Origin of the sequence: Nocardia sp. NPDC056100 (assembly GCF_042266325.1) — a bacterium.
In the GTDB taxonomy this organism is placed as follows: domain Bacteria; phylum Actinomycetota; class Actinomycetes; order Mycobacteriales; family Mycobacteriaceae; genus Nocardia.
In genome coordinates this window covers 1650168-1670894 of sequence record NZ_JBHJVY010000001.1, presented here as the reverse complement: position 1 = coordinate 1670894, position 20727 = coordinate 1650168, and the positions used below count along the sequence as shown (strand labels likewise).

The window sequence follows — 20727 nt, the reverse complement described above, 5'->3', positions numbered from 1 at the left end:
TCCACTTAAATCGATCGAGGTGATTCCCATGAGCACGAAGGTGCTGATCTCGGGTGCCGGTGTCGGCGGCTCGACCCTGGCCTACTGGCTGAGCGAGCGCGGTTTCGATGTCACGGTGGTGGAGCGCGCCACCGGGCAGCGCTCCAGCGGAAATCCCGTCGACGTGCGCGGATACGCGGCCGACGTGGCGGAGAAAATGGGCGTGATGCCCGAATTGCGCAAGGCGGCAATCGATGTCGACCGGCTCAGTTTCATCGACGCGGCGGGGCGGCCGCGCATGTCGGTGGCTACCAAAGCGGCCGACGGTGCGGGCGAGGTCGAACTACCCCGCGCGGAACTGGCGAAGATCCTGCTCGGCGCGGCGCGCGATCGGGCCGAAATCCGCTGGGGCGACACCATTACCGGCCTGGAACAGGATGATTCGGGGGTATCGGTGAGCTTCGAACAGCACGCCCCGCAAACCTTCGACTATGTGGTCGGCGCGGACGGCCTGCACTCGAATATCCGCCGCCTGGCCTTCGGCCCGGAGCGGGATTTCGTGCGGCATATGGGAATCTACGTCGCCACGCTGCCGGTGGACCGTATCTACGGCGATGCGCGCGAAGTCGTCATGTTCAACACGCCCGGGCGTTCCATCTCGGTGCATCCCGCAGGTGGGAAGCCGCTGGCCGCCTTGATGTTCCGCAGTCCCGCGGTGCCGGACTACGACTATCGCGATATCGCGCAGCACAAACGCCTGCTGCTGAACGCGTTCGACGGACCGGTCGGTGTCTTCGGCCCGGTGTTCGAACAGATTCGAGACGCCGAGGACCTCTACTTCGACTCGGTCAGCAAGGTCCGGCTCGACACCTGGTCGAAGGGTCGCATCACCCTGCTGGGCGACGCCGGTTCCAGCGTCTCCCTCTTCGGTGACGGCTCCAGCCTCGCCATCGCGGGCGCGCACACCCTCGCCGAGGAATTGGCCCGCACTCCAGGCGAACCGGACACCGCCCTGCGTAATTACGAACGGCGGCAGCGGGTCCTGTCCGATCCCAAGCAGAACGGCGCGCGCCTCGCCGGGGCGTTCATCGTCCCCGGCAGCCGCCTCGGAATCCTGGTGCGCGACACCGCCGCCCGCCTCATGCGGCGCGTATGACCCCGGCCGCTAGAGCAGATCGCTGACGTCGTCCGGCACATCCACGGCGTATTTGCGCAGCGTATCCATCGGCACCACCTCGAGAGCGTTCTCGTGGGTGGCGGCCAGCACCACCGGTGCGGCCACCCCGTCCTCATGCGCGTGCAACCAGCGCACCGCCACCACACACCAGCGATCGCCCGGCTGCAGGCCCGGAAAGTTGTTCTCCGGCCGTGCGGTGAGCAGGTCGTTGCCGATCGACTTCTGATGCTCCAGGAACTCCGCGGTCACCACGGTGCACACGGTATGGCTGCCAAGATCTTCGGGACCGGTGCTGCAGCACCCGTCCCGGTAGAAGCCGGTGAGAGGATCGGTGCCACACTCCTCCAGCGGTCCCCCAAGCACATTTCGATCGGTCACGTCGCCGATCCTATTGTCTCGGTGTCGCATTCGCCGCTCCTTCCGCACTGTGGTGCGTTGTCGAGCAGACCGGTCGGTAGTTCGCGCATTTCAGGGGCACCGAATCGGCGTGTCCATAGCCATCGGACACCGATGTGTGCTAGACGACACTGCCCCGCAACTCGTGGGTAGGTATGTGAAACCGGCAATAGCGACCCCTCTGAGAGGATGGCCTGGTGACTGCACAAGCCTGGATCCTCATCGCCGCCATCGCCGCGGTCCTGCTGGTGGTGTTCGTGTCGGGATTCGTCCTGTACAAGCGCCGCCGTATCTCCCTCGCCCCGGCCGCCGAAGAGGCGAAGCCGGAACTGACCGACCGGTCGGGGGGATACACGGCATCGAGCGGATTCAGCTTCAGTCAAGGCGGCGGGACGGCAACCCTGCCCAAACCCGCCCCCGAACCCGAACCGATTCCGGTCGAGCGCACCGATACCGAAGGCCAGCCGCACGTCGGCGATGACGCGGCCATCCCGCGCGATGCCGCCAAACGCGGTATCCACGATGTCCGGCTGCCCGATCCGGTCCAGGGTCCCGAGCTGGCACCGGAGGCCGACGAGGTCGCGCCCGCCGAGACCGAAACACCCGAGGCCGATACCGCACCCTCGATCAGCACTGTCCCCGCCGAAGCGGCGGATATCGCCGCTGCGGCGGCCGAGGCCGAGACCGCCGAGGCTCCCGCCGATACCTCCGCACGTGATCAGGCAGCCGCTGCCGCGGTAGCGCCCGCCGAGGCGGCCCCGTCCGTCAGCCCCGAAACCGTCGCCCCCGAAACCGTCGCTCCCGCCGAGGTTTCCGCTCCTGCCGCCCCGGCCGAGCCCGAGGCCGAGATCGATTTCACGGCCGATATCGAGCCCACCGCCGGTCGCCTGAACCGCCTGCGCGGCCGCCTGGCCCGCTCCCAGAACGCGGTCGGCAAATCCCTGCTCGGCCTGCTCGGCGGCGGCGACCTCGATGAGGACTCCTGGGAGGAGATCGAGGACACCCTGGTGATGGCCGATCTCGGCACCGCCGTGACCGCCGCCATCGTGGAACGCCTGCGCGAGGAGATGGCCGCGCGCACCGTGCGCACCGCCGCCGACGCGCGCGCGGTGCTGCGCGCGGTGCTCATCGAGGCGCTGCGCCCGGAGCTGAATCGCTCGATTCGCGCACTGCCGCACGAGGATCATCCGGCCGTACTGCTGGTCGTCGGCGTGAACGGCACCGGAAAGACCACCACCACGGGCAAACTCGCGCGCGTGCTGGTGGCCGACGGCCGCCGGGTGCTGCTCGGCGCGGCCGACACCTTCCGTGCCGCCGCCGCCGATCAGCTGCAGACCTGGGGTGAGCGCGTGGGCGCGGAGACCGTGCGCGGTAAGGAGGCCGCCGATCCGGCCGCCGTGGCCTTCGACGCGGTCAGCGCCGGTATCGATCGTGGCGTGGATGTGGTGCTCATCGATACCGCGGGCCGCCTGCACACCAAGACCGGCCTGATGGACGAGCTGGGCAAGGTCAAGCGCGTGGTGGAGAAGAAGGCCGAAGTCGACGAGGTGCTGCTGGTGCTCGACGCCACGGTCGGACAGAACGGTCTGATGCAGGCCCGGGTGTTCGCCGAGGTCGTCGATATCACCGGTGTTGCCCTGACGAAGCTGGACGGAACGGCCAAGGGCGGCATCGTCTTCCAGGTTCAGCATGAGCTCGGCGTACCCGTGAAACTGGTTGGTTTGGGAGAGGGTCAGGACGACCTCGCACCCTTCGAACCGGGCGCTTTCGTGGACGCGCTACTCGGCTGAGCCCCGCGTACCACGGGAAACACCAATAACCTCACGCACCGCTGGTAACAGCGGTGCGAACGAGGAAACCTGACCGAAACACTGCAATCTCATCCGTTCACCTATGCGAAACGCCGCAGGATCACGGAGGAAACACCGCTGCCCGAACCTTCATGTCAGGCTCATTCGCCGTTATCGGCTGGGCCCGAGATGAGGAGGAAATTAAGGTGGCGTTCCCCGTTTTAGGCGCACCTGACGCCGGTGATACCGCATGGATGCTGGCAAGTGCCGCGCTCGTGCTGTTGATGACCCCCGGCCTCGCATTCTTCTACGGCGGCATGGTCCGTTCGAAGAATGTCCTGAACATGATCATGATGAGCATCAGTGCCATGGGCGTTATCACCGTCCTGTGGGTGCTGTACGGCTTCTCCATGGCGTTCGGCGAGGACAAGGGCAATCTGTTCGGCGATCCGGCGCAGTATTTCGGCCTGAAGACATTGTTCGGCGGTCAGTACCTGACCAGCGCGACCGATGCTTCCGTCAAGGTGGCTATCCCACTTGCCGGAACCATCCCCGCGACCGTTTTCGTGGCCTTCCAGCTCATGTTCGCGATCATCACCGTCGCCCTCATCTCGGGTGCCGTCGCCGACCGCTTGAAGTTCGGCTCCTGGCTGCTCTTCGCGACCGTGTGGGCCACGGTCGTCTACTTCCCGATCGCGCACTGGGTCTTCGCCTTCGACGGCGTGACCGGTGAGCACGGTGGCTGGATCGCCAACAAGCTCAAGGCGATCGACTTCGCGGGTGGTACCGCGGTCCATATCAACGCCGGTGTCGCGGGCCTGGTCCTGGCCATCGTCCTCGGTAAGCGCAAGGGCTGGCCGGGCACCCCGATGCGCCCGCACAACCTGCCGTTCGTCATGCTCGGCGCGGGTCTGCTGTGGTTCGGCTGGTACGGCTTCAACGCGGGTTCCGCGGTCGGCTCCAACGGCATCGCCGGCGCCACCTTCGTCACCACCACCGTCGCCACCGGTGCGGCCATGCTCGCCTGGCTGCTGGTGGAGAAGGTGCGTGACGGTCACGCCACCTCGCTCGGCGCGGCCTCGGGCATCGTGGCCGGTCTGGTCGCCATCACCCCGTCCTGCTCCTCGGTCAACGTGATCGGCGCGCTCGCCATCGGTGTGGTCGCCGGTGTGCTCTGCGCCCTGGCGGTCGGCCTGAAGTTCCGCTTCGGCTTCGACGACTCGCTCGACGTGGTCGGTGTTCACCTGGTCGGCGGTATCGCCGGCACCCTGATGGTCGGCCTGGTCGCGGCCCCCGAGGCCCCGGCCGCGGTCAAGGGCCTGTTCTACGGTGGCGGTTTCGATCAGCTGGTCAAGCAGGCGATCGGCGCCGGTGCGGTGCTCGCCTACTCCGGTATCGCGACGCTCATCATCGCGCTGGCGATCAAGTACACCATCGGTCTCCGCGCGAACGAGGAAGCCGAGTTCCAGGGCTTGGACGAGTCGGAGCACGCTGAATCGGCATACGATTTCGCTGCTGTGGGTGGCACGGCACGTACCACCGCCGTCAAGGAGGCATGACGCATGAAACTGATCACCGCAATCGTCAAACCGTTCACGCTCGAGGACGTCAAGACCGGGCTGGAGCAGGCCGGCGTACTCGGCATGACCGTCAGCGAAGTGCAGGGCTACGGCCGTCAGAAGGGCCACACCGAGGTCTACCGCGGTGCGGAGTACTCGGTCGACTTCGTCCCGAAGGTCCGGGTCGAGGTGGTCGTGGACGACGCCTCCGTCGACAAGGTCGTGGAGGTCATCGTCGAGGCCGCCCGCACCGGCAAGATCGGTGACGGCAAGGTCTGGGTGACCCCGGTTGACGCCATCATCCGGGTCCGCACCGGCGAACGTGGCTCGGACGCTCTGTAATTCACGAAGTGAGCGGCGGCCCCGTTCCCACCGGATGAGGACCGGTAGGGACGGGGCCGCCCTCGTGCTCGGGCAGGGTGGAAAGTCCCGGTGGCAGCCGGGATCACGAACTGAATGAGATGGGTGGTCGGTGTGGGTTTCCAGCAGGCACGCGATGAGAAGGACGCCAAGGACTCCAAGGACCCTGCGGAGCAGGTCTCGAACGGCGCCTCGGATCTGGTCCGGGCCCGCAACCAACTACTCGCCGAACACAGCGCGCACGGGCGCGCCACCCGACTGGAACCGGAAACACTGCGCCTGGCCCTGGTCGATCTGTACGAATTATGGCTGACCACAAAGGGTCACGAGGTCGGCATCGTCGACGGCAGCGGCCTGGCCATCGTCGCGGTGGGCGGTCTGGGCCGCCGGGAGATGCTGCCCTATTCGGATCTGGATCTGGTGCTGCTCTACGACGACGTCGACCCGGCCAAGGTCGCCGAGGTCGCCGATCAGCTCTGGTATCCGCTGTGGGACGCGCATATCAAGCTCGATCACAGCGTGCGCACGGTGCCGCAGGCGCTGCGCGTGGCCGCCGATGATCTCACCGCCGCGCTTGGCATGCTGGAGGCCCGCCATATCGTCGGTGACGAGGGGCTCAGCAATCTGCTCATCAGCGGGGTGCGGCGGGATTGGCGCGCCGGGGTGCGGTCCCGGTTCGACGGTCTCATCGCACAGGCCGAAACCCGTTGGCGGCGTAGCGGAGAGATCGCGCACCGCGCCGAACCCGATCTCAAGAACGGGCGCGGCGGACTGCGCGATATCCAGCTGCTCGACGCTCTCGCCATCGCACAGCTGACCGATGCCATGCCGGGGCTCGGTCCGGATGTGCCCGGCGGCGGCTTGAAGCAGGCCCAGCGCAGATTGCTCGACGTTCGCACCGAATTGCATCGGGTCGCCGGTCGCGCCCGCGACCAACTGCGCGCCCAGGATGCGGACGAAATCGGCGCGGCCCTGCGCATCGGGGATCGCTTCGACCTCGCCCGCACCCTCAGCGATGCGGCGCGAACGGTCAGCTATTCCACCGATGTCGGGCTGCGCACCGCCGCCAACGCGCTGCCGCGCCGCGGTCTCGCCCGCCTGCGCCGCATGCCGGTACGCCGACCACTCGATGAGGGGGTGGTCGAGCATTCCGGTGAAGTGGTGCTCGCACGAGACGCGCGGCCGCAGCGCGATCCCGGACTGATACTGCGCGTGGCCGCGGCCTCGGCACAGACCGGATTACCCATGTCCGCGACGACCTTGAACAGGCTCTCCGAGGACGCGCCCGAACTACGCGAGCCGTGGCCCAAGGAAGCCCTCAACGACCTGCTGGTTTTGCTGGGCGCGGGCCGCGGCACCATCGACGCCATCGAGGCCCTGGATCGAACGGGCCTGTGGGGCAGGCTCTTTCCGGAATGGGGCGTGGTGCGGGATCTGCCGCCGCGCGATGCCATGCACACCTGGACCGTGGACCGTCATCTCATGGAGGCGGTGGCGCAGGCCGGTGCGCTCTCCACCCGGGTGGCGCGCCCGGACCTGCTGTTGATCGGCGCGCTGTTGCACGATATCGGCAAGGGCCGCACCGAGGATCACAGCGTGGTCGGTGCGGAACTGGCCACCTCGATCGGGCGCAGGCTCGGGTTGTGGCCGTCGGATGTGCGCACGCTCTCGGCCATGGTGCGTCAGCATCTGCTGCTGCCCGATACCGCCACCCGCCGTGATCTGGCCGATCCGGACACCGTGAAAATGGTGGTCGACGCGCTCGACGGCGATCCGCAACTGCTCGAATTGCTGGCCGCGCTGGCCGAAGCCGATTCCCTGGCCACCGGGCCGGGCGTCTGGAACGACTGGAAGGCCTCGCTGATCGGCGATCTGGTGCGCCGCTGCCGACTGTCCATGGCGGGGGAGGAACTGCCCAAACCCGATGCGATTCCGGACGATCTGCGCGAACGGGCCGAAAACGGTGGCGTACATGTGGAATTGAAGCCGGGGGAGGGGCGGTACACCCATATCGTCACCGTGGTCGCACCGGACACTCCCGGTCTGCTCTCGGATGCCGCGGGCGTACTGGCCATGCATTCGCTGCGCGTGCTCTCCGCCGAACTGGCGAGCGTCGGCGTCTCGGCCATCGATACCTTCGTGGTCGCGCCGCGTTTCGGAAATCCGCCCGATGCGGGTCTGCTGCGGCAGGAATTGATCAGGGCCATAAACGGTGATTTGGACCTGGTTTCGGTGCTCGCGCGTAAGGAACGCGAAGCAGGCGGCACCCAGCCCAGCCCTTACGCACAAGCCGCGCCGCGCGTGCTCTGGAATGAAACCGCGGACCCCGGACGGGTACTGCTGGAATTGCGCGCCGAGGATCGAATCGGATTGCTGAGCCGTTTGGCCGCGGCGCTCGCGGAATCCGGTGCGAATGTGTCCTGGGCGAAGGTGCATACGCTCGGCGCGGCCGTCGTCGATACGTTCTGCCTGGATCTGGGCGCCTCCGACACGCCGGAACGCCGCGCGGAAATCGAAGCGGCGGTGCTCGCGGTAGTGCCTCCGCAACAACCGAAGAAATTGCCCGAATCGGACACTGAAAACGGATCAACCTCGGTTTTCTGACCGGTCGCCAGGATGCTGTATTAACTGGCAAACCGTACGTTTGCCAGTTAATCCGATCGTTGCACGTAATTTGCTGAAATACTGATCACGCGGTACTCACCGCCCCCTAATATCGCCTCAACCAATGCTGTCGCGCGCGTATGAGGGGAGCTGGTCGGTGGCCATCGAAGTTGTTTCAGCGTCGATGATGACAAGCGATATGACCACGCACATCGCGCGCTGCGTAGGCGGCGATCGCTGGGTGGTTTCCTGGTTACCCGGCCGCACCCTCTCCGGTCAGCAGGCGGTGACCGCCATGACCATCGCCTCCACCATCGCCGACCACGCGCCCACCGAATCCGACTGGGCCGTACTCGACGGACTCGCCCTCGGGCTCGGGCTCACCGCCCGCGAAGCAGTCGGCATGGTGGCCAGCGAACAGCACGACCTGCGCCGCCCCGCCACCCGGCCGCGATCGCTGGAATAGCCCGCGCGCACCGAAATAGCGCAGCGTACGGGTCCTGGAATAACGGCCCGCCGCAGATCCCACTACCCTGGTATCTCGAGTGACGTCCCTCGAGATCAGGAGCATCGGTGTTCGAATCCCTTTCCGACCGGTTGGCCGGTGCCCTCAAGGATCTGCGCGGGAAGGGGCGCCTGTCACCTGCCGACATCGATGCGACCGCCCGGGAGATCCGGCTCGCGCTGCTCGAGGCCGACGTCGCACTGCCCGTGGTCCGCACCTTCATCGCCAAGATCAAGGAGCGCGCCAAGGGCGCCGAGGTGTCCGCGGCGCTGAATCCGGCGCAGCAGGTCGTCAAGATCGTCAACGAGGAACTCATCGCCATTCTCGGCGGCGAGACCCGGCGACTGCAGTACGCCAAGAACCCGCCCACGGTCATCATGCTGGCCGGTTTGCAGGGTGCGGGTAAGACCACCCTCGCGGGCAAGCTCGCGAAATGGCTGAAGGGGCAGGGGCATCAGCCGCTGCTCGTCGCCTGTGACCTCCAGCGCCCCGGCGCGGTCACCCAGCTCCAGGTCGTGGGCGAACGGGCCGGTGTGCCGGTGTTCGCGCCCAATCCGGGCACCTCCATCGGCGGTGGCGAGAACCCGCTCGGTGTGTCCGCGGCTGATCCGGTCGATGTGGCGCGGCGCGGTATCGAAGAGGCCAAGACCAAGCAGTACGACATCGTGATCGTCGACACCGCCGGTCGCCTCGGCATCGACGCCGAACTGATGGCACAGGCCGCGGGCATCCGCGACGCCGTCAACCCGGACGAGACGCTGTTCGTGCTCGATTCCATGATCGGCCAGGACGCGGTCACCACCGCCGAGGCGTTCCGCGACGGTGTCGGCTTCACCGGTGTCGTGCTCACCAAGCTCGACGGTGACGCCCGCGGTGGCGCGGCGCTGTCCGTGCGTGAAATCACCGGCCAGCCCATCCTTTTCGCCTCCACCGGCGAGAAGCTGGAGGACTTCGACGTCTTCCACCCCGACCGCATGGCCAGCCGCATCCTCGGCATGGGCGATCTGCTCACCCTGATCGAGCAGGCCGAACAGGTCTACGACGCGCAGCAGGCCGAAGAGGCCGCGCGCAAGATCGGCTCCGGTGAACTCACCCTCGAGGACTTCCTCGAGCAGATGCTCGCCATCCGCAAGATGGGTCCCATCGGCAACCTGCTCGGCATGCTGCCGGGCGCGGGGCAGATGAAAGACGTGCTCGCACAGGTCGATGACAAGCAGCTCGATCGCGTGCAGGCCATCATTCGCGGTATGACCCCCGCCGAGCGGGATAACCCGAAGATCATCAACGCTTCGCGCCGCCTGCGCATCGCCAACGGTTCCGGCGTCTCGGTCTCCGAGGTCAATCAGCTCGTCGACCGCTTCTTCGAGGCCAAGAAGATGATGGGCATGATGAGCCGCCAGTTCGGCCTGCCCGGCTCGCGCGGCGGCAACAACAAGAAGGGCAAGGGCAAGAAGGGTAAGAAGGGCGGCCGCGGGCCGACGCCGCCGAAGATGCGCGGCGGTTTCCCGGGCATGCCCGCGCTCCCCGGCGGTATGCCGGGTGGCATGCCGGACCTGTCCAACATGCCCGCGGGCCTGAACGAATTGCCGCCGGGCCTGGAAGGTTTCGACCTGTCGAAGCTGAACTTCCCCAAGAAGTAAGCGCCCCAATACCTTTCGGCCCCGTCAAGTGACGGGGCCGAATCGCGTTCCCGGGTCGTTTCCGATGCCGGAATCCGAGCGGGGGCGAAATCCCTTGTGTTCGAGGTTGCTTCGGCCTAACTCGCAGGGGCCGGTCGCCGTCTGCGGCGACCCCTGGCCACCAATTCGGGATCGAAATCCGGATCGGACCAGGAGTGCGCGAGCGCGAGGCTGGGGGCGCGGCCCGCCGCCACATGGGCGAACGCGCACTCCGCCGCGCCCGCGGCGTCTCCGGCGGCGATCAGCCGGTACAGCACCTCGTGTTCGGAGCACTGTTCGGCGGCATCGCGCGAGGCCGTCAGGCGGAACAGCCATTCGGTGCGGGCGGCCAGCGGGCGCATCTGGGTGCTGAGCAGGGGATTGCCCGCCAGTTCGATGATTTCGGCGTGGAAGGCGGCATTGGCGGTGGCGATGCGCTGCGGGTCGGCGGCGCGGGTGGCCGAACGGGCTTCGGCGAGCAGGTCTTTCAGCGGGCGCAGGGCGTCGGGGGTGGCGTTGGCGGCGGCCAGGCGGGCGGCCAGCGATTCGAGCGCCTCGCGGACGTCGAACAGATCGTTCACATCGGCGGGGGAGAAGGGGGCGACCAGTGCGCCCTTACCCGGCACCAGCAGGACGAGACCTTCGGCGGCGAGTACGCGCAGCGCCTCGCGCAGCGGGATGCGGGAGACCTCGAGGTCGGTGGCCAGATCGCGTTCCACCAATCGCTGTCCGGGGCGCAGTTCGAGACCTACGATGCGCTGCTTGATCGACTCGTAGGCGCGGTGGCGCAGAGAACCTGGTTCCGTCACGACTTTCCACAGTATCGGGCCGCGTGCCGGGTTTTCCGGACCGAAACATTCATGGAACTCGCGCGCCACACGCACCCTCGAAAGTTAGCGGTATACCACTAACTGGAGGTTCGATTGTGCAGACGGCCCTGGAGCTGACCGGCGTCGGCAAGAGTTTCGGTGCGGTGCGGGCACTCTCGGACGTCGACCTCACCATCGCGCTCGGCGAGGTGCACTGCGTGCTCGGGGAGAACGGCGCGGGCAAATCGACGCTGTGCAATCTCGTCTACGGCGGCGCGGCCCTCGACGCGGGCCGGATGCGATTGTTCGGCGAGCCATATCGCCCGCACCGCCCGGCGGACGCGCTGCGCAGCGGAATCGCCATGGTGCATCAGCATTTCAGCCTGGTGCCCACCCTGACCGTGGCCGAGAATCTGCTCCTGGGCGCGGGTACGCGACTGCGCCTGCCGCGCCGGGAGCTGACCACCCGGGTGGCCGCGCTCACCGACGAGTTCGGACTGCGCGTGGATCTCGACGCGCGCGCCGGCGAACTGTCGGTCGGCGAACGGCAGACCGTCGAAATCGTGAAATGCCTACTGCGCGAACCACGTCTGGTGCTGCTGGACGAACCCACCGCGGTGCTCGGCCCCGCCGAGATCGACGCGCTGCTGGACACCTGCCGCCGCATCGCCGCCTCGGGGCGCGCGGTCGTACTGGTCACGCACAAGCTCGGCGAGATCGAACAGGCCGGTGACGCGGCGACCGTACTGCGCGGTGGCCGCGTCGCGGGTTCGGGTCCGCTGGCCTCGTTCACCCGTGACGAACTGGTCGAACTCATGGTCGGCCGGGAGCTGGCGGAGCTGGATCAGGCACTGGTGACCGGTGATTCGGTGCCGCGCGCGGTCCGCGACTTCACCGGTATCGCTCCCATCGCACGGGTAGGCGGGCTGCGATTCACCCGCCCGGACGGGGCGGCGGCGCTGGACGGGGTCGAACTCGAACTGCGACCCGGTGAGATCGTCGGCATCGCGGGCGTCGAAGGCAACGGTCAGAGCGAGTTGATCGGCGTACTCAGCGGCGCACTACGTGCCGACGCCGGTGAATTCCACTTGGACGGAACAGATCTCACCCGGGCCACGCCCGCCGTACGCACCGCGCACGGCCTCGGCGTCATCCCCGAGGACCGGCATCACGAGGGATGCATCCCCGCCATGAGCGTCGCGGAGAACCTCACCCTCGGCCGCCTGCGCGACTTCCGCCGCCGTGGCCTGCTGGACCGCAAGGCCATCGCGGCAACCGCCGCGCACGCCATCGACACATACGCCATCAAGGCGTCATCCCCCGGTGCGGCGATGAGCACCCTATCCGGTGGCAATCAGCAAAAGGTCGTAGTGGCAAGGGAATTGACCATCGACCCGCTGCGCTGCCTACTGGCCGCCCAGCCCACCCGCGGCCTCGATCTGGGTGCCGTCGACGCAGTCCTGGACCGCCTGCGCGAGGCCGCCGCCTCGGGTGCGGCCGTACTGGTCGTCTCGCACGAACTCCCCGAACTCCTCACCCTGTGCGACCGCATCCTGGTCGCCTACCGCGGCCGCCTCCTGGGCCCCGTCGACCCCACCGACCCCGGGGCCAAAGAAAAGATCGCCCACCTCATGCTCGGGACCACCTCATGAACTCACTCGGGAACTCCGCATCGGTCGAAACCCCTGCACCGGAACTGGACCCGGCCCCGCTGGCAAGTTCCGCCTCACGCGAAGCCTCCGGTGCAGGCGAAATCCCCACGCCGGGCGAGAACACAGTGTCAGGGAAGGTCGACGTGCCGGACGAGACTGCGGTAATCGGCGATCTATCCCCGGTGAGCGGTGTCACCGCATCCGAGGCGAACCTCGGGGCCGGAGAGCGCGCCGAATCGGGTGACGATGCCGCTGACTTGGGCAAACAGTCTGCGACGGGCGGAAACTCCGCGTTCGTCGAAGACCCCGCGCCGGGAAAGGATGCTGTTCTCGCCTCCGGGGTTGCCGGGAGGGACGGGCCGGTCGCCGCTCGTTCGCAGGCGACGAATAGGCGGAAGGACGCTGGGCAAGTCGTGCTGCAAGAGTTGAGAAGCGTTCGGGTGGGCGGGTTTTCGCGGAATCTGGTGGTGTACGGCGCTGCGGTCCTCGCGGCGTTGATCGTCGGGGTGTTGCTCGTGATCGGGGGTGGGGCTGCGCCGGTTACGGCGGCGAACGCGTTGTGGGAGGGGATGTTCGGGACGCCGTATGCGTTCGGGAGTGCGTTGAACGCGGCGGCGGTGCTGGCGCTGATCGCGACCGGGTTCACCATCGCGCACCGGGCCGGATTGGTGAATGTGGGTGGGGAGGGTCAGCTCGCGCTGGGTGGTATCGCGGCCACGGCGGTGGGTGTGCACCTGCCCTCGGGAACGCCTGCGGCCGTGGGTGTTCCGCTCATTCTCGGTGCGGGATTCCTGGCGGGCGCGGCCTGGGCGGGGATCGCCGCCTGGCTGCGGGTGCGGCGCGGGACCAGTGAGGTCATCACCACGCTGCTGTTGAATTTTGTCGGGCTCGGGCTGGTGACGCTGGTGGTGCACGAGGCCGGACTGCTGCGGCAGCCGGTGACCTCGGTGGAGACGCTGCCGCAGTCCGCACCGCTGGCTGCCGGTGCGCGGTTGCCGCTGCTCGGTATCGAGGGCTCACCGGCGACCATCGCGGTGCTGGTGGCGGCGATCGTCGTCGTGGTGACCGCGATCATCCTGCGGCGCACCGCGATCGGCACGCGGCTCACCGCCGTCGGATTGTCCGAGGCCGCCGCCGCACGGCTGGGTGTGCCGGTGGCGCGACTGCGGTTCGGCGCGCTCGCGGTGGCGGGCGGGCTGGCCGGGGTCGCGGGTGCGGCGCTGGTGGCCACGGTGCCGTTCGTACTGGCCGAGAACTTCACCTCCGGATACGGCTTCGCGGGACTGGTGGTCGGACTGCTGGCGCGCGGATCGCTGACGGCGGTCGCCGGAATCGCGCTGGCGTTCGGGCTGCTCGCCTCCGGCGGCATCAATCTGCAACTCGCGGCGTCGGTTCCGGCGTCCTCGATCCAGGTGGTGCAGAGCGTTTTGATCATCTTCGTCGCCGGTGCGGTGACCCTGCGGAAGGCGGCCCGGCGATGAGCGCGGTCGGAGAACTCCTCGATGGTGGTGTGCGCCTGGCGATTCCGCTGGCAATGGCCTCGGCGGGCGAGCTGGTGAGCGAACGCGCGGGGGTGCTCAACCTCAGCGTCGAGGGCATGATGCTCACCGGTGCGTTCGCCGGTGCGGTCGGCGCGCACAGCTCCGGCAGCGCGGTCGTCGGCGTCTTGTGCGCGCTGGTGGCGGGGCTGCTGGTGGCCGTGATCCAGGCCGTATTGAGCGTGACCTTGCGTGCCGATCAGATTGTCACGGGCGTGGCGGCCAATGCCCTCGCGCTCGGTGCTACCACCTACGGCTCTCGATTGTACTTCACCGGCGGTCGCGAGGTGCCAGGTTTCGATCGGCTGGAAATCCCCGTCCTGCACGAGATTCCGCTGCTCGGCCGCGCGCTGTTCGACCAGACCCTGCTCGGTTACGCCGGTATCGGGCTCGCGGTACTGCTCGCGGTGCTGTGCTCGCATCGCACCGGCTGGGGTCTGGCGCTCAGCGCGATCGGCGAGGACGCGGTCACCGCGGATCGATCCGGCCTGCCGGTCAACCTCTTCCGCTATGCGGCGGTACTGCTCACCGGCGTCATGTCCGGTCTGGCGGGTGCGCATCTGGCGCTGGCCGATGTGCACGCGTTCACCGACAATCTCACCGCCGGGGCGGGCTACCTGGCCGTCGTCGCGGTGATCGCGGGCAAGTGGCGGGCCTGGCCCACGCTGCTCGCCTGCCTGTTCTTCGGCCTGGCCCAAGCCCTGCAGTTCGCCGCACCCGCACTGGGCGTGCATCTGCCGACCGCGGTGCTGGTCATGTCCCCCTATCTGCTGGCGGTGCTGGCGGTGAGCGGACTGGTCGGAGCCAGCCGCTCACCGGCCGCGCTCACCCTGCCCTTCCGTCGAGAGGCTCGAGCCCGATGACCCTGATTCTCACCAGATCCGATGTGCTGCGCCTGATCACGCTGCCGGAGGTATTCACGGCGGTGCAGCGCGCGCACGCGGATCTGGCTCGCGGCGAGGCGGTCGCGCCCGCACCGCCCGCCATGCGGCTGCCCGGCACCGACGCAGCCTTCCTGGTGATGGCCGCGGCGTCGCGCCCGGCCGGATTGGCGGTGGTCAAACTGCTCGCCGATATGCCTTCGAACGCGGATCATGCTCTGCCGGTGCAGCGTTCGGCGATTCTCGCGGTATCGGCCGCCGACGGTTCCTGTGAGGCGCTGATCGACGGTGCGGCCGTCACCCGGGTGCGCACCGCGGCCGCTTCGGCCGTGGCGACGGCGGCACTGGCCCGCCCGGACAGTCGTGTGCTGGGTCTGGTCGGTGCGGGTGCGCTGGCCCGGGCGCATGTGCACGCGCTGGCCGCGGTGCTGCCGTTCGACCGGATCGTGGTGTGGAGTCGCACCGAGGCCACCGCGCACGCCTTCGCCGCCGAGACCGGAGCCGAAATCTGCACTGCCGCAGCAGATGTCGTGCATGCCGCCGATGTGCTGTGCACCCTGACACCGGCGCGGGAGCCGGTGGTGCGGGGCGCGTGGTTCCGTCCCGGTCTGCACGTGAACGCCGTCGGCGCGCCGCCCCGCGCGGATCATCGCGAAATCGACAGCGAGGGCATGCGCCGCGCCCGCGTCGTGGTGGACAGTCGCCTCTCGGCGCTGCACGAATCCGGTGATGTGCTGATTCCGTTGCGGGAGGGCGTTTTCGGACCCGAGCACATCGACACCGAATTGGGTGAGGTGCTCATCGGCGCCAAACCCGGTCGCACGGAACGCGATCAGATCACCCTGTTCAACTCGCTCGGTATCGGTCTACAGGACCTGGCCGCCGCGCGCCTGCTCATCGACGCCGCCCGCAAACACGGTATCGGCGCCGATATCGACCTGACCGCCTGAAACACCAACCCCCCGAAGGAAACACCATGAAGAAAATCGCTGTCGCCCTGCTGACCCTGGCCGTCGGAGCGTCCGTCGCCGCGTGCGGCAGCGGCGCGGAAGACACCGGCGGCAAGCTGAAGGTCGGTGTCATGTTCCCCGGTTCGCTCTCCGACGACGGCTTCATGCAGTCCGGGTACGAGGGCTATCAACGCATCGAAAGCACTCTGGGAGAGAAGGTTTCACTCAGCAAGGTGGAGCAGGTGCAGACCGCCGACTATCAGCAGGTGCTCACCCGGCTGGCGTCCACCTCGAATCTGGTGGTGTCGTTCGGCGGTCAGACCGATTCGGTGCTGCGCCAGGTCGCCCCCGCCTTTCCCGGGGTGAAATTCGTCGAGATCGGCGGCCCCGCCGATGCCGCCCCGCTCGCCAACCTCGCCTACTACGACCCCATGCAGGATGACGGCGGCTATCTGGCGGGCGCGTACGCCGCGCTCACCAGCAAGACCGGCAAGGTCGCCTTCCTCGGTGGTCTGGAGTTGCCCGCGATCGTCAAGACCGCCAAGGCTTTCGAACAGGGCGCCAAGCAGGTGAAGCCCGAGATCACCGTGCTCGCACCGCAGTACGTGGGCGATTTCAACGATGTCGCCAAGGCCAAACAGGCCGCGCAGGCCGGAATCGGCGCGGGCGCGGACGTTTTCGGCCAGCAGCTCAACCTCGGTCACCAGGGTGTCGCCCAGGCGGCCAAGGAGGGTAGTGCCTCCGTCGTCGGCGGACCGGTGGTCAAGTCGTGCGAGGCGGGCAGCGGCTATGCGGGCTTCGTCAAGGAGGACACCGGCGCGGAACTCGAATACGCCGTGCACGCCGTCCTGGACGGCACCTTCAAGGCCGAACAGGTCCCGTTCGGGCTGGCCTCGGGCAAGAACGCCACCGATATCGTGCTCTGCACCACCGATCCGGCGATCACCGCCGCCATGGCGAAGGTTAAGCAGGATTTGACCGCCGGGGTCCTCACCATCAAATGACCGCGCCCGCGTTCGGCCCCCGCTTCGAAGCGACCGAGGTAATCTACTACTTGCTGTAGTAATGATTCGGTGGAAGCGGGGGCTATCCCATGAAGGTATTTCTGACCGGCGGGACGGGTGCCATCGGGAGTCACGCCCTCCCGGCGCTGGTGCGGGCGGGGCACGAGGTCACGGCATTGGCGCGCACACCGGAGAAGGCGGAGTGGATACGCGCCCGGGGCGCGACGCCGGTGATCCTGTCCCTCTTCGATAGCGACGCTCTCGCAACGGCTTTCGACGAGCACGACGCCGTGGTGAACCTGGCCACGGCGCTACCCGCCACCTGGCAGTGGCTATCGCAACGAGCATGGCGGCGCTGCACCCGAATCCGGGTGGAGGGTTCCACCGCCGTCACCGCCGCCGCGGTGCGGGCCGGAATCCCGCGCCTGGTGCAGGAATCCGTCTCGATGATCTACCCCGATCGCGGCGCGGACTGGATCACCGAGGACCAGCCCGTCGACCACTACCCCCGAGCGGCGGGAAACATTGCGGCCGAAGCGAATACCGACGGTTACACGGCCGCGGGCCGGACCGGCGTGGTGTTGCGCTTCGGCGTCTTCTGCGGACCCGGCGCGGCACACAGCGCGGAGATGTTCGCCCTCGCCCGCCGCCACGTGGTCATCATGACCGGCCCTCCGGACGCGTACATCTCCACGATCCATCTCGCGGACGGCGCGGCGGCCGTAGTCGCCGCGCTCACCGTCGATGCCGGGACCTACAACGTGGTGGATGACGAGCCGCTGACCCACCGCGACTACGCCACCGCCCTCGCAGATGCCGCGGGCGCGCGACCGTGGCTGCGCGGTCCGGGCCGGGCCACCCTGCTGGCGGGACACCGGATGACCTCGACGACCCGATCCCTGCGGGTCGGCAATGCCCGGTTCAAGTCGGCCACCGGCTGGTCTCCCCGGTACCCCAGCGCCCGCGAGGCGTGGCGCACCTTCGCCCGCTGATCTTGCGCACCGCGCGGCGGTAGTTTGTAGTGGAGCCGAGGGTGTCCGGACACGACGTGGCGAGGAGGCCGGCGATGCGTCTGCATTTCCGTGGTGTGGTGCTGCCCGAAGGGGAATTGCGCGATATCTGGGTGCGGGACGGGGTTATCTCGTACGAGCCGATCGCCGATGCGGACACCGTGCACGCTTCGGGCTGGATCGTGCCCGGACTGGTGGACGCGCACTGTCACGTCGGCATCAAATACGGTGGCGGGGACGAGGATTCGGCGGGTGCGGTGGCACAGGCCGAAGTGGAGCGGGATGCCGGTGCGCTATTGCTGCGCGATGCGGGATCACCCATCGACACCCGGTTCATCGATGAGCGCGAAGACCTGCCGGAGATCATTCGCGCCGGGCGGCATATCGCCCGGCCGCGCCGGTACATTCGCGAACTCGGGATCGAACTCGACGATGAGCGCGACCTGCCGGAGATCGTCGCGGAACAGGCGCGGCGCGGGGACGGCTGGGTCAAGATCGTCGGTGACTGGATCGACCGGTCGGTGGGGGATCTGGCCCCGCTGTGGTCCGACGCCATTCTGAAAGAGGCCATCGACGCCGCTCATCGTGAGGGCGCGCGGGTGACCTCGCATGTCTTCGGCGAGGACGCGCTGTACGGCCTGCTGGAAGCGGGCATCGATTGCATCGAGCACGGCACCGGCCTCACCGATGACACCATCGAGATGATGGCGCGCAACGGCACCGCGCTCGTTCCCACCCTGATCAATATCGACACCTTCCCCGAAATCGCCGACAGCGCAGGCAAATTCCCCATCTACGCGGCGCATATGCGCGATCTGCATCGCCGCTCCCGCGAGACCGTGGCCAAGGCCCACGATGCGGGCGTCCCCATCTACACCGGCACCGATGCGGGCGGTTCCATCCCGCACGGCCGCATCGCCGACGAGATCTCCGCCCTGTCCGGCGCGGGTTTCTCCAACCACGACGCCCTCGGCGCATCCTCCTGGAATGCCCGCACCTGGCTCGGCCGCTCCGGCATCGAACCCGGCGCCCGCGCCGATTTCATTGTCTACCAACAGGACCCCCGCCTCGACCTGACCGCCCTGACCACCCCCGCCTGGGTGGTGCTGCGCGGCCACGTCTACGACCGCCGCGACCCGGTCACCGCATACCGGTAATTCCATGGGCTATTCGCCCGCCGCCCACCCTCCTAGAATCCAATGACCCAGGCATTCGGAGGGGAATTGCCATGAGCACCGTTCCGGCACCCCGTCGTGGGCGGTTTACGCCTCGCATCAGCGCTTTCATGTCGGTGATGCATGTCAGAATGGCAGGGATCGAGAGTAATCCGACCGCACGTGCATGTGGCGACATGATCGGACGGAAATGACCATGACAGCGGAGGTTTCGACTATTCACCCACTGGGGCCGACGACCGTGGAGGACTGGCTAGCTGAGGAGCAGCCGGTTGATGGATCCCGTCTCGAACTCATCCTGGGGTACCGCTATATGACACCTGCGCCTGGTGGCTGGCATCAACATGCCTCGTTCCAGCTTGCGAAACTCCTCGACGCGGCCGTCTCGGAGGCGGGTCGTTCGGATCTACGTGTTCTACCGGCGGTCGCGGTGAAGATCAGCACCGCGTTCCGGACCGGCGTCATTCCCGATGTTGCCGTGGTCAGCGCCGGTATCGATCGGACCAGCTATGAGCCGGATGAACTCGTGCTGGCCGTCGAGGTGTGGTCGCCCGGCAATACCCGCGAGGAGCGGGATACGAAAGTGGCGGGCTATGCGTCCGCTCGCGTTCGGTATTTGTGGACCGTCGAGCTGCTCGCGGGCAAACCTGCCAAGTTCTGTTGCTACCGGATGGGTGAAACCCGGTATCGGCAGGAGGTCTACGCGGCGGCGGGCGAGACCGTTGTCGCGCCCGGGCCGGTCCCGGTCACGGTGGTTACCGCACTTCTGAGCTGACCGCGCGAAATCGGCTCACAGGTTGGTGGATTCGACTACGCGGAACAAGTGAATCAGTCATGCTTCACATGTTTTGTCGTTCCACCTTGTTAGGAGAAGACCTTGGGTTCCGTTGAAAGCTTTGCGACGGCCGTGCTGGCCGGACTGGTCGTCAAGCTGCTGACCGGCAGCATCGGCCACTAGGACCGTGCGGACAGCCCATCGGAGTCGCGCGGGCTCCGGTGGGCTGATTCGTGTCACCGATGAATTCCCGGCGGCCGGGGAGTCCCTATTGGATAGGTATTTGCACCGATAGGGAGGTTGATCATGCGGGATCTGGTTGTCACACAGAACATCACGCTCGACGGAGTCATCGACGCGAGCCAGGGGTGGTTCACCGTCGGCGCGGGGGAGCAGGGCGAACTCGACGATGTGCTCGCCGAACTCATGAAGCACACCGAGGCGTGCGATGCCGTGCTGTACGGGCGGGTCACCTTCGAGGGCATGCGCGAGTACTGGCCCAAGCAGCTCGACGATGACACCGGCATCACCGCCGAGTTGAACGAGATGCGCAAGTACGCGGTGTCCCGGACCATGGGCGATCCGGGGTGGAACAATTCGATCGTGCTGCGCTCGCTCGACGAGGTGCGCGCGATCAAGCAGCAGCCCGGAAAAGATATCGTCAGCACCGGCAGTATCACCCTCGTGCACGATCTGACCGCCGCCGGACTGGTCGACGAATACCGGCTGTTCGTCTATCCGGTGGTCCTGGGCCAGGGCGCGAGACTGTTCCCCGAGGGTGCGAAGGTGCCCGCGCTGCGGCTGGTCGAGAGCAAACAGTTCCGCTCCGGCATCGTGCTGCTGCGCTACCGCACCGACTAGCCCGATTTCCGGGGCGTGCACCCCGTCTGGCAGAATGGTCGCTC

The 20727-nt window shown here is 67.5% G+C and carries 18 protein-coding genes; 16 read left to right on the top strand and 2 right to left on the bottom strand.

The features are described from left to right. The first annotated feature begins 28 nt into the window (after positions 1-28). Positions 29-1135 (top strand): FAD-dependent monooxygenase, encoded by a 1107-nt coding sequence (locus tag ACFC0O_RS07700; protein WP_375954714.1) that lies wholly within the window; start codon positions 29-31, stop codon positions 1133-1135. A 9-nt stretch (positions 1136-1144) separates the two neighbouring features. Here ACFC0O_RS07700 and ACFC0O_RS07695 read toward each other — a convergent pair whose 3' ends face one another. Then, positions 1145-1534: a DUF2237 domain-containing protein gene (locus ACFC0O_RS07695; protein ID WP_309231366.1), complete on the bottom strand. Its 390-nt coding sequence runs from the start codon at positions 1532-1534 to the stop codon at positions 1145-1147. A 215-nt stretch (positions 1535-1749) separates the two neighbouring features. On the opposite strand from ACFC0O_RS07695, the gene ftsY reads away from it, so the two are divergent. The 6 genes from ftsY (at position 1750) to ffh (ending at position 10010) form a co-directional block, all read left to right on the top strand. Next, the gene (ftsY, locus tag ACFC0O_RS07690; RefSeq protein ID WP_375954712.1) at positions 1750-3342 is read left to right on the top strand and encodes a signal recognition particle-docking protein FtsY; all 1593 of its coding nucleotides are present in this window, start codon (positions 1750-1752) and stop codon (positions 3340-3342) included. A gap of 206 nt (positions 3343-3548) precedes the next feature. After that, positions 3549-4901: an ammonium transporter gene (locus ACFC0O_RS07685; protein ID WP_375954710.1), complete on the top strand. Its 1353-nt coding sequence runs from the start codon at positions 3549-3551 to the stop codon at positions 4899-4901. A 3-nt stretch (positions 4902-4904) separates the two neighbouring features. Then, positions 4905-5243 (top strand): P-II family nitrogen regulator, encoded by a 339-nt coding sequence (locus tag ACFC0O_RS07680; protein ID WP_364630550.1) that lies wholly within the window; start codon positions 4905-4907, stop codon positions 5241-5243. 114 nt (positions 5244-5357) lie between these two features. Beyond that, positions 5358-7865, top strand: coding sequence for a [protein-PII] uridylyltransferase (locus tag ACFC0O_RS07675; protein ID WP_375954707.1), 2508 nt, complete (start codon positions 5358-5360; stop codon positions 7863-7865). 199 nt (positions 7866-8064) lie between these two features. Beyond that, positions 8065-8331, top strand: a complete 267-nt coding sequence (locus ACFC0O_RS07670; protein ID WP_375954706.1) for a hypothetical protein — start codon at positions 8065-8067, stop codon at positions 8329-8331. 107 nt (positions 8332-8438) lie between these two features. Then, positions 8439-10010, top strand: coding sequence for a signal recognition particle protein (ffh, locus tag ACFC0O_RS07665; RefSeq protein ID WP_375954704.1), 1572 nt, complete (start codon positions 8439-8441; stop codon positions 10008-10010). Between the two features lie 116 nt (positions 10011-10126). Here ffh and ACFC0O_RS07660 read toward each other — a convergent pair whose 3' ends face one another. After that, the gene (locus tag ACFC0O_RS07660; RefSeq protein WP_375954702.1) at positions 10127-10837 is read right to left on the bottom strand and encodes a GntR family transcriptional regulator; all 711 of its coding nucleotides are present in this window, start codon (positions 10835-10837) and stop codon (positions 10127-10129) included. 116 nt (positions 10838-10953) lie between these two features. Between ACFC0O_RS07660 and ACFC0O_RS07655 the strand changes: the two genes are divergently transcribed. The 9 genes from ACFC0O_RS07655 (at position 10954) to ACFC0O_RS07615 (ending at position 20683) form a co-directional block, all read left to right on the top strand. Next, entirely contained in the window at positions 10954-12489 is a 1536-nt protein-coding gene (locus ACFC0O_RS07655; RefSeq protein ID WP_375954700.1) for an ABC transporter ATP-binding protein, read from the top strand. A gap of 440 nt (positions 12490-12929) precedes the next feature. Then, a complete protein-coding gene (locus ACFC0O_RS07650; protein WP_375954698.1) occupies positions 12930-13970 on the top strand; it encodes an ABC transporter permease in 1041 nt (346 codons plus the stop codon). Next, positions 13967-14890: an ABC transporter permease gene (locus ACFC0O_RS07645; RefSeq protein WP_375954697.1), complete on the top strand. Its 924-nt coding sequence runs from the start codon at positions 13967-13969 to the stop codon at positions 14888-14890. The genes ACFC0O_RS07650 and ACFC0O_RS07645 overlap by 4 nt, the downstream gene beginning before the upstream one ends. Continuing rightward, entirely contained in the window at positions 14887-15858 is a 972-nt protein-coding gene (locus ACFC0O_RS07640) for an ornithine cyclodeaminase family protein (protein WP_375954695.1), read from the top strand. The genes ACFC0O_RS07645 and ACFC0O_RS07640 overlap by 4 nt, the downstream gene beginning before the upstream one ends. Before the next feature lie 26 nt (positions 15859-15884). Further along, a complete protein-coding gene (locus ACFC0O_RS07635; protein ID WP_375954692.1) occupies positions 15885-16862 on the top strand; it encodes a BMP family ABC transporter substrate-binding protein in 978 nt (325 codons plus the stop codon). An 89-nt stretch (positions 16863-16951) separates the two neighbouring features. Continuing rightward, positions 16952-17854, top strand: coding sequence for an NAD-dependent epimerase/dehydratase family protein (locus ACFC0O_RS07630; RefSeq protein WP_375954690.1), 903 nt, complete (start codon positions 16952-16954; stop codon positions 17852-17854). Between the two features lie 74 nt (positions 17855-17928). Continuing rightward, the gene (locus ACFC0O_RS07625; RefSeq protein WP_375954689.1) at positions 17929-19029 is read left to right on the top strand and encodes an amidohydrolase family protein; all 1101 of its coding nucleotides are present in this window, start codon (positions 17929-17931) and stop codon (positions 19027-19029) included. Between the two features lie 214 nt (positions 19030-19243). Beyond that, on the top strand, positions 19244-19822 hold the full coding sequence (locus tag ACFC0O_RS07620) for a Uma2 family endonuclease (RefSeq protein ID WP_375954687.1): 579 nt from the start codon (positions 19244-19246) through the stop codon (positions 19820-19822). 306 nt (positions 19823-20128) lie between these two features. Further along, positions 20129-20683, top strand: a complete 555-nt coding sequence (locus tag ACFC0O_RS07615) for a dihydrofolate reductase family protein (RefSeq protein ID WP_375954685.1) — start codon at positions 20129-20131, stop codon at positions 20681-20683. The last annotated feature ends 44 nt before the right edge of the window (positions 20684-20727 follow it).